This is a genomic window from Flavobacterium chungbukense (assembly GCF_020805785.1).
GTDB classification, from domain to species: Bacteria; Bacteroidota; Bacteroidia; order Flavobacteriales; family Flavobacteriaceae; genus Flavobacterium; species Flavobacterium chungbukense.
Genome location: NZ_JAJGZV010000002.1, coordinates 718,717 through 732,195 on the forward strand (window position 1 = coordinate 718,717; position 13,479 = coordinate 732,195).

The window sequence follows — 13,479 nt, forward strand, 5'->3', positions numbered from 1 at the left end:
TGTGTAATGTAATTAAATGGTAATTTCTAAATTATCGTAAGCCAGAAAAACATTTTCTGGAAGTTTTTTTTGTACTTCTTCATGAAAGCCTAAAACATGGCTAATATGCGTCAAATAAGCTTTTTCGGGTTTAACAAGATTTATAAAATCTAGTGCTTCTTGTAAGTTAAAATGCGTATCATGAGGTTCTACGCGCAAAGCATTTACAACCAAAACTTTTAAACCTTTCAGTTTATCTATTTCTGCCTGCTGAATCGTTTTGACATCTGTCAAATAAGCAAAATCATCAATGCGGTATCCAAACACCTGCAAATCACCGTGCATAGCATTTATTGGAATTGCAATTTTATCTCCAACATTAAAAGGCTTATTATTCTGGACTTGTATTGTTTTGACGCTTGGGGCACCTGGATATTTATTTACGGTTTCAAAAACATAATCAAAACGGCGTCTTAGATTATCTAAAACACGCTGATGACCGTAAATCGGAATCTCACCTTGTCTAAAATTAAAAGGGCGAATATCATCTAAACCTGCAGTATGATCTGCATGTTCGTGTGTAAACAAAATTGCATCTAGTTTTCTGCATCCGCACGAAAGCATTTGCTGCCTGAAATCAGGACCGCAATCGATTACGAACGAATGATCATCCCATGTAATCCAGATCGATACACGAAGCCTTTTGTCCTTAGCGTCAGTGCTTTTACAAACTGGATGATCGATTCCGATAATCGGAATGCCTTGAGAAGTACCTGTACCTAAAAAATAAACCTTCAATTGAACTTAATTTTTTTACAAAAATAGATTATTTCTCTTTCATTAGACTGCTAATTTACTAACTTTGTATCAAATCTATTTAAAACAAAATGGGTACAGAAATAAAACTCAAGGGTGACAAGGTCATCGAACAGATTCCTTCTATAAAAGACAAAGCGTTACGCATTAATTTAAACGAAAATATTTACGGAACATTTGCTGAAATTGGTGCTGGACAAGAGACTGTTAGACACTTTTTCAGATCCGGAGGTTCATCGGGAACAATTGCTAAAGCAATGTCTGCCTACGATAAAGATTTTAGTGATGCCGTTTACGGAGCTGAAAATGACGGAAGATATGTTACCGAAGAGCGACTAAAGAAAATGCTTACCCATGAAGGGCAAATTATCGAAGAGCGTTTAAGCCGTGAAAAACACCCTACAAAACTTTTCTTCAGTTACGCCAATACCGTTGCTACAATAGATTTTGCAAAACAATTTAAAGGTCACGGTTGGGTTGGAATTCGATACCAAATTGAACCAGATGAAGCTTACAACGAAATTATTTTACACATTCGTTTCAAAGAAACCGACGCTAGACTACAACAAGAAACACTAGGAATTTTAGGTGTTAACTTAATTTACGGTGCTTTTTACAAATACAACGACCCTAAACGATTACTTCGCTATTTATATGATCACTTAGACAAGGATCAGTTAGAAATTGACACTATTAACTTTTCTGGACCACGTTTTGCCGATGTAGACAATCGTTTGATGAGTTTACAATTGGTTAAAAACGGAATGACAGATGCCGTAATGTTTAATCCTGAAGGAAAAAATATTTTACCAGCGGCGATTTTATACAAAAAGAATCTTTTAGCTTTAAGAGGAAGTTTCCGCCCTGTTACCAAAGTTAATATGGATATGTATGAGAAATCATTAAAAATGTTTCTCAATGAAAATAAGGTTGAAAAAAGTAACACATTAGTTATTTTCGAAATCACACTTTCTAATTTACGCTCGGATGGAGAAATCGATGAACGCGATTTTATGGACAGAGCCGAATTACTTTGTTCTCTTGGTCAAACTGTTATGATTTCTAATTTCCAAGAATATTATAAAGTTGTTGAATATTTCGCTAATTATACTAAAGCCCGAATGGGATTAGCAATGGGAGTAAACAATCTTGTAGATATTTTTGATGAGAAGTATTACCGCCATTTAAGTGGAGGAATTCTGGAAGCATTTGGAAAATTATTCTACCGCGATATGAAAGTTTTCTTATATCCAATGCTGGACGACGACGGAACGTTAATGGATTCGAACAATTTGAAGGTTCACCCAAGAATGAAAGAATTGTACAAATTCTTTAAATTTAATGGAAAAGTGGTCGATATCGAAGATTATGATCCGAATATTCTGGAAGTTTTTTCTAGAGAAGTTTTAAAAATGATCAATCAAGGAAAAACAGGCTGGGAACCAATGCTGCCACCTGGAATTCCAGAAATTATAAAAGAACATCATCTTTTTGGATATCATCCGCAGAAAGAATTAGAACAAAATACATAATAAAAAAAGTCCCTAGATTGGGACTTTTTTTGTTTCAGGTTTTGAACTGAGTGTTTTTTTTTAACGCAAAGTTCGCTAAGTTTTTTTTGATGTACGAGGTTTTATGAAAATGCAAAGTTCGCAAAGCTGTATGTATAAGCTGTACGAACTTTCTATTTTTGAATTGAATCATCTTATGTCAGGCTACGCGATCCCGAGGCTTCGGGAGAAGCACTCGTTCCAATTGGAGCGCCCTTCTCCCGAAGCCTCTGGATCGCTCAGGGTGACAACTGAAACCTGCGACTGAACACTATTTCAAAATCTGCGAAGCGTGCTCTTTTGTTTTTACTTTTTCGATTACCTCTTCGATAATTCCTTTTTCATCGATTACAAAAGTTGTTCTGTGAATTCCATCATACTCTTTTCCCATGAATTTCTTTGGTCCCCAAACTCCAAATGCATTAATAACCGATTTGTCTTCGTCTGCAATTAACGGAAAAGGTAATTCATATTTTTCTTTAAATTTAACTTGCGCTTTTGCACTGTCAGCACTTACTCCTAAAAGTTCGTAATTATTAGCTTGAAAACGATGAAAATTATCTCTTAGATCACAAGCCTCTGCGGTACATCCTGGCGTACTTGCTTTTGGATAAAAGAAAACTACTAGTTTTTTTCCAGCATAATCTGCTAGTTTATGCGTTTTTCCGTCTTGATCTGTTCCTGAAAAATTTGGCGCTTTATCCCCTGCTTTTAATGTTGTCATATTTTTTTATTTTAGATTTAACAAAGATAACTCAGAACTCATAACTTTTTCCTGCCCCAGATTGCAGTGAAAACCCCGGAATTATGATAGTTTACATTTTTTGTATTTAAAAAGCGACCAACGGAAGCTCTTTTAAATACTTAAAAATGTTACTAGCATAATGAGGAGTTGAAACGGAAAGCTGGATTAGGCACATCATCAAAATTATACTATTTTTACGGGACTAAAAAAACAAAAATGAATAAAGAAGCTCGTGTACAATTTGTTATTGATACTTTAAAAGAACTTTACCCTACTATACCTGTTCCTCTTGATCATAAAGACCCTTATACACTTTTAATTGCGGTTTTGTTATCAGCTCAATGTACCGATGTACGTGTGAATCAAATTACTCCATTGTTGTTTGCAAAAGCCGATAATCCGTATGACATGGTAAAAATGTCTGTAGAAGAAATTAAAGAAATCATTCGTCCGTGTGGTTTGTCGCCAATGAAATCAAAAGGAATTTATGGGTTATCAGAAATTTTGATTGAAAAATACAATGGTGAAGTTCCTCAAAGTTTTGAAGCCCTTGAAGCCTTGCCAGCAGTTGGACATAAAACGGCAAGTGTGGTAATGTCTCAGGCTTTTGGTGTTCCTGCTTTTCCTGTTGACACTCATATTCACAGATTAATGTACAGATGGAACTTGTCGAATGGCAAAAATGTTGCTCAAACTGAAAAAGATGCTAAAAGATTATTTCCTAGAGAATTATGGAATGACTTACACCTGCAAATCATTTGGTACGGAAGAGAATATTCGCCTGCGCGCGGCTGGAGTCTAGAAAAAGATATTATTACCAAAACCGTCGGAAAAAAATCTATTATAGAAGAAATGGAAAAACCTCCAGTAGTTAAAAAAAGTAAGGCACAAAAATAAAAATCTTTGTGCCTTAGCATTTTTGGTCTATTTAAAAAATTATCGTGATGCTTTTAAAGCATTATATTCATTCATCATATCGAGTGATCTGTAAACACCCAATAATGTTTTGGTCGCATCTTCATTTTTCGGTTCAAGAGTCAAGACTTTTTTAAGATATGGAATTGCACTTCTTGCAACGTCATCTTTTTGAGCATTCAATTTATCGTATTTCTTCATTTCTGACGGACTGGTTCCTAATGTTGATATTTCATCAGCCAAATCTTTCTTAATTTGCAATTTCAAATAAGCAAGATTGATATAAGCATCTACATAATTAGGATTTAATTCTAAAACAGCATTATAAGTTGACTCTGCTTTAGGATAATCTTTTCTCTCCATGTATGCATAGGCCAAATTATTAATAACTTCAATCTTTTTTGAAGGAACGGTTTCTGTTCTTGGCTTTTCGTACAAACCTTGCTGAATTGCAGATTCTCTGGCTTTTGGAGAAATAAAATTATCTTCTTCTTTTGTTTTCTTGTTTGTTGCGTAATATAAAACTCCTTTTCCTGAGAAATTTATCTTTTTCAAAATTTCATAGTAAGTCACTGCGGCATTATAATCTTTCGCATTAATAGAAGAAGAAGCGGCATTGTATAAATTCAGCGTATCTTTTTTGTCAAACAAATATACTTTATAGCTTTTTTCTGCACTTTCTTTAAATCTGCCCGCTTTAAAATCGGCTATTGCACCATTTACGAGACTACCTTTCATATCTTTTAAAGCCATATTAGCCTTAACAGTAGATTTGTATTTTCCAGACTCATTTTCATATAAAAAAACATCTTGATAAGCCTGAGAAGCCAATGTAAAATTATTAACGGCATCTATATCTTTTGTAGCAAGATCTTTGTACACATTTCCTTTTAAAAAGTAATAATCTGATTTGTCTTCATCGGAAGCATTAAGGATTAAATATTCTGCTTTTTTTAAAATCGCCAAAGATTCCTGGCTTTTTCCTTTATCATACAAAGATTGTGCTTCCTTAATTTGTTCTTTTTGGGCAAAAGCACCCATACTAATCATAAACAAGCATGATAGCATTCTAATGTTCTCTTTCATTTTGCGGTTAAGTTTTGGTTGATTAAATGATTCTTTTGGTGTTTTTTGAGGCATTAATTCCAAGTAAATAAATTGAAATTAACAGAAGCATTAATATTTTCTGGTCCAAATATTTTCTGCGTAAAATCAAATAAACATCAACTTAACAGACAAGGGTAGTTTTTCTTCATAAATAATCTGGTTTTGGTTAAGTTTTTAATAATTAATTCATTGGTTTTTAAAATCGTTATTCCCTAAAACACACAATTAAAGAAAAATCTCTTTAACAGCTTTTTTAATGAATAAAAAATTAGTTTTTAACTAAAATAAAATTAAAAACTAAATAAACATATAAAATCGAATCTAAATATTAAATTTTAACAAAACTTATAAAAAATAGAATAAAAAACTTATAAAAAAATTATTGAGAAAAATGTCTTTCTAATTATAAGAGCAGAAAAAATAAAAAAAAACTCACTATTAGTATGCAACATACAAATAGTGAGTCTGTCAGCCAAAACGACCATTTGGCTATATTTTAATAAACCCCAACAAATACAGTTAGCGGTTTAATTAGCTATAATCTCAAAACTTTTTTCTTCACTCTTAACTACTGTTAAGGCTTGTGAATAGTTTAAAATAAAAGAAACGACTTCTTTTTTTGGTTTAAGATCTTTAGAAGCTAATGCTTTTTTTGAGTAAATTTTCGCCATACTTTCAAAATGATTTATATTAGTATAACGAGCTAATTATCAAAATAGTATTAGTTGGTTAAAATAATTTGATGTTTGTCAATTATTTTTCTCAAATTCATTAGCGCGTAACGCATTCTTCCTAGTGCAGTATTGATACTTACGCCTGTTATCTCTGAGATTTCTTTAAAACTCATATCCTGATACATACGCATTACTAAGACCTCTTTTTGATCGTCTGGAAGTTCTTCTACTAATTTTTTTAAATCAAGTTCTACTTGATCTACAATCATTTTGCCTTCAATTGTTAATGAATCGTCCGACATGATAGAGAAAATAGAAAATTCTTCTGTTTCTCTGTACATTGGCATTTTTTTCGTTTTTCTAAAATGATCTACGATTAAGTTATGAGAAATACGCATAACCCAAGGTAAAAATTTACCTTCTTCGTTATAAGAATTACCTTTTAAAGTTTTGATTACTTTAATAAAAGTATCTTGAAAAATATCATTTGAAATATCTCTATCAGCAATCTTTGAGTATATAAAACCATATATCTTAGATTCATGCCTTTTTATTAATGTTGCAAGTGCAGCCTCATTGCCTTCAACATAATTTTTTACCAATAGAGCGTCTGGAGTATGCAGATCAGCCATAATAACTACTTTTTTTAGTTTGTGTTTAAAAATTTGGAGTAAATTTTCTAAAAAGTAGTTTTCTTAAATAGGCTTTTCTTTTTTATGAGTTATAATAATGTTCTGGCCAAATTTAACAATTATTTATTTTAAAAACCAAATAAATTCAGTAATAATTATCGAAAAAACATTTAATAATCTAGAATAAACTTAAAATTTACATAGAAAAGCCCCAAAAACATTCATAAAATTCTTAAAATTGACCTGGTTATTCCATTTATTCTAATAAAATTAAATCATTAAAAAGTTGATTTTTTAGTCTTATTCTGTCTTTAATTTCTGCTTTTAAATCATTTTACAAAACCTTCCAAGAGATTGAAATAGTTATTATTTGGAACTAATTCCATAACAAAATCCAATTGAAAATTGATTACTTTTGTAAAAATTGACTTTTTTATGCAAATTGATCTTTCTAAAATAGACCCAAAATCAAATATTATAATAAAAGGTGCACAAGTACATAATCTAAAAAATGTAGATGTGGTTATTCCTAGAAACAAACTTGTTGTTATAACAGGACTTTCAGGATCAGGAAAATCGAGTTTAGCTTTTGATACCTTATATGCCGAGGGACAACGCCGTTATGTAGAAAGTTTATCTTCGTATGCTCGTCAGTTTTTAGGCCGTTTAGACAAGCCGAAAGTAGAATATATAAAAGGAATCGCTCCAGCAATTGCAATTGAGCAAAAAGTTAATACAACTAACGCTCGTTCGACTGTCGGAACTTCTACCGAAATTTACGATTACATTAAGCTTTTATTTGCTAGAATTGGGCGTACTTACTCTCCGATTTCTGGGCAAGAAGTTAAAAAAAACACGGTAACCGACGTTATTTCAGAAGTAAAAAACCTAGAAATTGATAGTAAATGGTTGTTGCTTGCTCCTATTCATTTAGAAGAAGGAAGACAGCTTGAAGACAAACTTAAAGTTCTTTTACAACAAGGATTTGCTCGTATTTTGGTTGATAACGAAATGGTTCGTTTAGACGAATTTAATGCTTCAGATTTACATCAATTTGACAATAAAGATATTTTACTGATTATTGACCGTATTGTTGTAAAAGAGGAAGAAGAATTTTACAATCGTCTTGCTGATGCTGTTCAAACTGCTTTTTTTGAAGGAAATGGAATTTGTTATTTGCAAGAATTAAACTCAAATAAAAGATTCTCATATTCCAATAAATTTGAATTGGACGGAATTACATTTTTAGAGCCCAATGTTCATTTATTCAGTTTCAATAATCCATATGGAGCCTGCCCTGTTTGTGAAGGTTATGGAAATATAATCGGAATTGACGCCGATCTTGTGGTTCCTAATACTTCCTTATCGGTTTTCGAAAGTGCTATTTATCCTTGGCGAGGCGAAAGCATGAGCTGGTATAAAGATGAATTTATCAAGCATTCCTATAAGTTTGATTTTCCAATTCACAAACCTTATTTTCAGTTAAGCGATGAGCAAAAAGATTTAATTTGGACTGGAAATCAATATTTTCAAGGTTTAAATGATTTCTTTAGAGAATTAGAAGAAAAAAATTATAAGATTCAGAATCGTGTCATGTTATCGCGCTATCGCGGAAAAACGAAATGTCATGTCTGCAAAGGAAAGCGTTTAAGAGAAGAAGCTTCTTATGTAAAAATCAATGGCAAAACAGTTTCCGATTTAGTCGATTTACCAATTAAACATTTGGTTACATTCTTTAAAAATATTGAATTAAACGTTTACGAACAGCAAATTGCAAAACGTTTGATGGTTGAAATTAATAATCGTTTGTCTTTTCTAACTGAAGTTGGTCTGGATTATCTTACTTTAAATAGAAATTCTGCTACACTTTCTGGAGGAGAATCGCAACGTATCAATCTTGCAACTTCTTTAGGAAGCAGTTTAGTTGGCTCCATGTACATTCTAGACGAACCTAGTATTGGTTTGCACCCAAAAGATTCCGAAAGACTAATCAAAGTACTGCTTTCTCTTCGTGATTTAGGCAATACCGTTATCGTGGTTGAACACGATGAAGATATTATGAAAGCCGCTGATATGATTATTGACATTGGTCCTGAAGCTGGAACTTTTGGAGGAAAACTAGTTGCACAGGGCACTTATGATGAAATTCTAAAATCAGATTCATTAACAGCTAAATATTTAAATGGTGATTTGGAAATTTCTGTTCCTAAGAAAAGAAGAAAATTTAAAAACCATATTGATATTGTTGGCGCTCGTGAAAACAATTTAAAAAATATAAATGTCACTTTTCCTTTAGACGTCTTAACCGTTGTTACAGGTGTTTCAGGAAGTGGAAAAAGTACGCTGATTAAGAAAATTTTATTTCCTGCAATGCAAAAAAAGCTGGAAAGCGCATCTGAAAAAGCAGGGCAATTTACAGAATTAAAAGGTTCTTTTTCTCAGATTAAGTATATCGAATATGTCGATCAGAATCCGATTGGAAGAAGTTCGCGATCAAATCCTGTAACATACATTAAGGCATATGATGATATTCGTGATTTGTATGCTAAAGAAAAATTATCGAAAATAAGAGGTTATCAAGCCAAACATTTCTCTTTTAATGTTGACGGTGGCCGATGCGAAACTTGTAAAGGAGAAGGCTCTATTAATGTCGAAATGGTCTTCATGGCAGATGTTTCATTACCATGCGAAACTTGTGGAGGAAAACGATTTAAAAAAGAAATTTTAGAAATCACTTTTGACAATAAAAACATCAATGACATTTTAACCATGACTATTGATGATTCGATTGCTTTTTTCGAAAAAAATAAACAATCAAAAATTACGCAAAAATTACAGCCTCTGCAAGACGTTGGTTTGGGTTATGTACAATTAGGACAATCCTCTTCTACTCTTTCAGGTGGTGAAGCTCAGCGTATCAAATTGGCTTCTTTTCTAGTCAAAGGCGCAACTAAGGAAAAAGCTTTATTCGTATTTGACGAACCGACAACAGGGCTACACTTCCATGATATTAAAAAACTTTTAGCTTCTTTTGATGCTCTAATTGAAAAAGGACATTCTATTATTGTTATTGAGCATAATCTTGATTTAATAAAATGTGCCGACTGGATTCTTGATCTTGGCCCAGAAGGTGGTGAAAATGGAGGACATTTATTGGCATCTGGAACTCCGGAAGATATCGTCAAAGTTAAAGAGTCTGTAACAGGTGTTTATTTGAAAGATAAATTGTAAAAGTCTCTTTTACTTAAAATAATTAAGCCATAAATACAATTGATTAGTTTGTATTTATGGCTTTTAATTTTCTGTCTTAAATATTTAAGCTACTAGACATCGTTCCTCAAAAGGAAAACCATCTTCATCTATAGCTACTAAGATCTTTTTCTGTTTTGAAGCCTCAAAAGTAAGATACAGCCATGCAAATGACCACAAACCTAGAGTTAAACAAAAAATCATAAAATTTAAACTGTGGTTAACCACTTTTCCTCCTTTGGATAAAACTGCAAAAAGCAACTTATCATTTCTTTCTTCCAGCGTAAAACCCTTATGAACTTTGTTTGAGATCATATTGGAAAATACCTGCATGCTTTGTTCATGGCTAAGATGATTGTCCTTCATAGTTATTTACTCTACAATTAATTCTAAATTACACTTTCATTAGTAATTTCCTGCAAAAATACCACTTTCTAAAAAATAAAAAAATACCTACATTTAATGATTTTGTTAGAAAAAAAAAGGCTATTACAACAAACTACTGATAAATTTTCATGTTAAAGTTAATTTTAATTCGATTAATTACAAAATATTCACGTGTTAAAATTTGAAATTTAATTTCTTGTTTTCAATTAATTAACTTTAGACAGTTCAAATTATAGAATAAAAAACTTAGCGTTACTTCTTTTCAGATTGTATTGTAGAAGCATTTCCATCTCTTAACGCACTATAATGTGGAGACATAATTTCGATTCCGGCGGCGTTAAATGAGTCTTGAATGTTTTGATGAAGCGACGAATAGATTCTTGGTTGCTTAGTTGGCTCTTTTGTATAAACATTAATTTGATACGAAACATAAAAATCGTCTAAGCTCGTTTGAAGCACAAATGGTTTAGGCTCCTTTTCAATCATTTCTGTTTTTAAAGCTGCAGTTATTAAAGCTTCATGAATAGCTTTCCACGGAACATCATAACCAATTGATACTGTAGTATGAATCAGTAATCCGTTGGTAGATTGCTTTGTATTTGCTGAATAGTTGGTTGATGTACTAGAGAGTACTGTGGCATTTGGAATTGTAATATCTTCAAACTTGGGAGTTCTAATTCTAGTCACTAAAGCCGTTTTTTCGATTACCTCTCCGCTCACATCACCAATTTTTATATAATCGCCTATTTTAAACGGACGCATATAAGTAATAACTAAACCTGCAACCATATTGGCAATTGCATTTGAAGAACCAAGAGAAAACAGAATACCAACAAACACAGATACTCCTTTAAATATTGATGAATCAGAACCTGGCAAGTAAGGAAATATAATTACCAGCATAAAAGCATACATTAACAACCTTATGATGTTAAATGTAGGCAAAGCCCAATCACTGTAAAATCCGTCAATTTTAATGTTTTCTGATTTAATTTCATAAAAGAAAAATTTTATCAGTTTTAGTGCATATTTAAAAATGACAATAATTACAATGATAGTTATCAACCTCGGTAAGAAATCAATGAGTCCCATTACAACTGATTTCGCTGGTGTCAAAATCCACTGAAGCAATGTTGTAGTATATTCTTTGGTCGCTGGAAAAATGCTAAATAAAACTGGAAGAGATAAATAAACAATAAAAATTAGAGTTACCGTTTTTATAAAACCAAAAAGACGAAGAAATATAAACTGCTGTTTTTGTGGAGATAATATCTTTATGGCATTGTAACTGACACCTCTAAAGTATCTTCCTTTATTTTTAATGATATAGTTTTTGAGCAAATTAAAAAGCTTTGCTGCCAAAAAGAGAACCAAACTAATTATAAGAACCAACAATGCCGTATATCCAATTCGTTTGGGCAATTGTGAATAATTTTCATTTTGATAAACTATAGCATTTTTGATTAATGTCAAATTACGTTTAGCAACAAAAGAAATTGTTGTGTTTTCTGCCTTAGCGTCACCCTCTAAAACAGACATTATGACCAAATCATTTTTATAGACAATATCCAATGAAACGTCTGAAGGAATAATATTGATAGAATCTTTTTCAAAAAAAGACTCTTCATAAAGTCTCTTTATTTTATTGGAGATATAATTTGCTCGTTCCTTGGCAGAAAAAGATCCTACATTATTATAAACTAAAAAAAGTGTGTCTTTAAAAGGACTTACAGGATAACCTTTTAGCTTTGTTGGTAAATCCGATTTTTCAAAAGACTGTTTATTATTTGTTTGGGCAAATAATAACGAAGAAAACAAAATCAGAAAGAATGCTAATAAACTAAGTACTTTTATTCTCATATTATATTAGAAATAAATTAGTTATCCTTTCTAACAAATATAAAAACAAAAAAGCTACAATTTAAAATTACTTTCAGTTTTCGTTAAAACCTGATTATATCTTAATTCCTATCTTTTTAAAAATTGAATCAATTACATCATTAATTTCAGGTGAAATCTTGAATTTGTAATTTAAATAAACATACACAATAGTAACCAAAATCGACTTTAAAGCAATACTAATTAATTGAAAAAATGGAAATTCCCAAAAGTAAAACACTAAAAATAAAACGAAAGTTAATAGTATCGAATGGATAGTCTGTTTGGTAAATGGATATAAATGAAGCTTCTTAACTACAAAAAGCAGTTTGGCTAAACTATATAAAGTAATAGATAAAAGTGTTGCGAAAGCAGAACCAAAAATTCCGAAAATTGGAATAAAAATCATATTCAGCACGATCGTCAATACAACCAACATTAATCCTAGATACAACACCATTCTGTAATATTTGGTATTAAAAATAATCGCATTATTATTTCCTAAGATCAAATCAAAATATTTAGAAAGACCAATCATAAATACTACCGAAATTCCGCCACTGTATTCTTTAGGAACCAATTCATACAATTGATTAATATTTACAAAAATACCGAGCATTACAAAACCGCCCACCATTTGAAGGTTAATAGAGGTTTTTTTATAAAGCACATTTAATTCATCGTGTTTGTTTTCATGCATTAATTTTGCTGTAATTGGATAAACAATTTGATGCATGGCACGACTTGGAACCGAAATAACTAAAGCGATATATGTTGCAACCGAATAAAAGGCAATATTATCAATGATCATATATTGATTCAAAATCATTTTATCTCCATCAAGCAATAAATTGGCAACACTTCCTGATAAAATAATATAAAATGTATAAACTAATATATCTTTTGTATTTTTTGGTTTAGAAATTTGAAAATGAGGCTTTTGGACACTAAATGCATAAAACATGGTAACCAAAAAGGCTAAAAAATATAATCCTGCTGTTGCATATACAAATCCTTCAACACTAAGCACGTTGTAATAAACCGCTATCAGTAAAAATAAAGAAAACAATCTTAAACCGATTTCTTTAACAAAATTTCCAAAAACAGAATGCATGTGAACACGAGCCCAAGCATAAAAAATTTCGAAATAAGCCATAGTCAAACCTATAAATGGGATAAGCCACACATAACTTTTGACAATTGCATTCTTTTTTGACAAAAAGAACAAAATTTCATCGTAGAAACAAAGTCCAATTAATAACAATGGAATTATTAAAAGAATAGGAAACAAAACCGTAAAAGACAAAAATTGAGATTTTTCTTCATCGGTTTTATATTGAGAATAAAACTTCACTAATGTATTTTGCATTCCAATAGCAAACAAAGGCATAATAACATTTGCACTTGAGGTGATGTAGTTTGTCAATCCATAAAAAGTTGACCCAAGAAAAATTGGATACAAATAAAGTGTATTAATGGCCCCAATACCAAAGCCAATGTAGGTAATAATTGTATTTTTAAAAGACTGATTTAAGACAACACCCATG

The 13,479-nt window shown here is 31.4% G+C and carries 11 protein-coding genes; 3 read left to right on the forward strand and 8 right to left on the reverse strand.

Features of this window, described 5'->3' with window-relative positions; all coding sequences use genetic code 11:
- Window positions 1-12 precede the first annotated feature (12 nt).
- Window positions 13-777, reverse strand: coding sequence for an MBL fold metallo-hydrolase (locus tag LL966_RS08435; RefSeq protein WP_229352401.1), 765 nt, complete (start codon window positions 775-777; stop codon window positions 13-15).
- Window positions 778-866: 89 nt separating this feature from the next.
- Here LL966_RS08435 and LL966_RS08440 point away from each other — a divergent pair, with 89 nt between their 5' ends.
- Window positions 867-2,327, forward strand: a complete 1,461-nt coding sequence (locus tag LL966_RS08440; RefSeq protein ID WP_229352404.1) for a TonB-dependent receptor — start codon at window positions 867-869, stop codon at window positions 2,325-2,327.
- A gap of 289 nt (window positions 2,328-2,616) precedes the next feature.
- On the opposite strand, the gene bcp is transcribed toward LL966_RS08440, so the two are convergent.
- Window positions 2,617-3,069: a thioredoxin-dependent thiol peroxidase gene (bcp, locus tag LL966_RS08445; RefSeq protein ID WP_184164312.1), complete on the reverse strand. Its 453-nt coding sequence runs from the start codon at window positions 3,067-3,069 to the stop codon at window positions 2,617-2,619.
- A 237-nt stretch (window positions 3,070-3,306) separates the two neighbouring features.
- Between bcp and LL966_RS08450 the strand changes: the two genes are divergently transcribed.
- On the forward strand, window positions 3,307-3,987 hold the full coding sequence (locus LL966_RS08450) for an endonuclease III domain-containing protein (protein ID WP_229352406.1): 681 nt from the start codon (window positions 3,307-3,309) through the stop codon (window positions 3,985-3,987).
- Between the two features lie 39 nt (window positions 3,988-4,026).
- On the opposite strand, the gene LL966_RS08455 is transcribed toward LL966_RS08450, so the two are convergent.
- The 3 genes from LL966_RS08455 to LL966_RS08465 form a co-directional block, all read right to left on the reverse strand.
- Window positions 4,027-5,091 carry a tetratricopeptide repeat protein gene (locus LL966_RS08455; RefSeq protein ID WP_229352408.1) on the reverse strand — a complete coding sequence of 355 codons (1,065 nt, stop codon included), beginning with the start codon at window positions 5,089-5,091 and terminating at the stop codon, window positions 4,027-4,029.
- Window positions 5,092-5,639: 548 nt separating this feature from the next.
- Window positions 5,640-5,783, reverse strand: coding sequence for a hypothetical protein (locus LL966_RS08460; protein ID WP_229352409.1), 144 nt, complete (start codon window positions 5,781-5,783; stop codon window positions 5,640-5,642).
- A 50-nt stretch (window positions 5,784-5,833) separates the two neighbouring features.
- Entirely contained in the window at window positions 5,834-6,418 is a 585-nt protein-coding gene (locus LL966_RS08465) for an RNA polymerase sigma factor (RefSeq protein ID WP_229352410.1), read from the reverse strand.
- Window positions 6,419-6,853: 435 nt separating this feature from the next.
- Between LL966_RS08465 and uvrA the strand changes: the two genes are divergently transcribed.
- Window positions 6,854-9,649 (forward strand): excinuclease ABC subunit UvrA, encoded by a 2,796-nt coding sequence (uvrA, locus tag LL966_RS08470; protein ID WP_229352413.1) that lies wholly within the window; start codon window positions 6,854-6,856, stop codon window positions 9,647-9,649.
- 84 nt (window positions 9,650-9,733) lie between these two features.
- Here uvrA and LL966_RS08475 read toward each other — a convergent pair whose 3' ends face one another.
- The 3 genes from LL966_RS08475 to LL966_RS08485 form a co-directional block, all read right to left on the reverse strand.
- Window positions 9,734-10,033 (reverse strand): hypothetical protein, encoded by a 300-nt coding sequence (locus tag LL966_RS08475; protein WP_223705319.1) that lies wholly within the window; start codon window positions 10,031-10,033, stop codon window positions 9,734-9,736.
- A gap of 273 nt (window positions 10,034-10,306) precedes the next feature.
- Entirely contained in the window at window positions 10,307-11,914 is a 1,608-nt protein-coding gene (locus LL966_RS08480; RefSeq protein ID WP_229352414.1) for a mechanosensitive ion channel family protein, read from the reverse strand.
- 94 nt (window positions 11,915-12,008) lie between these two features.
- Window positions 12,009-13,478, reverse strand: coding sequence for an oligosaccharide flippase family protein (locus LL966_RS08485; protein ID WP_229352415.1), 1,470 nt, complete (start codon window positions 13,476-13,478; stop codon window positions 12,009-12,011).
- Window position 13,479: the final 1 nt, after the last annotated feature.

Coding starts and splice junctions, on each gene's coding strand:
- LL966_RS08440 (WP_229352404.1), top strand. CDS start 867: ATGGGTACAGAAATAAAACTCAAGGGTGACAAGGTCATCGAACAGATT.
- bcp (WP_184164312.1), bottom strand. CDS start 3,069: ATGACAACATTAAAAGCAGGGGATAAAGCGCCAAATTTTTCAGGAACA.
- LL966_RS08450 (WP_229352406.1), top strand. CDS start 3,307: ATGAATAAAGAAGCTCGTGTACAATTTGTTATTGATACTTTAAAAGAA.
- LL966_RS08455 (WP_229352408.1), bottom strand. CDS start 5,091: ATGAAAGAGAACATTAGAATGCTATCATGCTTGTTTATGATTAGTATG.
- LL966_RS08460 (WP_229352409.1), bottom strand. CDS start 5,783: ATGGCGAAAATTTACTCAAAAAAAGCATTAGCTTCTAAAGATCTTAAA.
- LL966_RS08465 (WP_229352410.1), bottom strand. CDS start 6,418: ATGGCTGATCTGCATACTCCAGACGCTCTATTGGTAAAAAATTATGTT.
- uvrA (WP_229352413.1), top strand. CDS start 6,854: ATGCAAATTGATCTTTCTAAAATAGACCCAAAATCAAATATTATAATA.
- LL966_RS08475 (WP_223705319.1), bottom strand. CDS start 10,033: ATGAAGGACAATCATCTTAGCCATGAACAAAGCATGCAGGTATTTTCC.
- LL966_RS08480 (WP_229352414.1), bottom strand. CDS start 11,914: ATGAGAATAAAAGTACTTAGTTTATTAGCATTCTTTCTGATTTTGTTT.
- LL966_RS08485 (WP_229352415.1), bottom strand. CDS start 13,478: ATGGGTGTTGTCTTAAATCAGTCTTTTAAAAATACAATTATTACCTAC.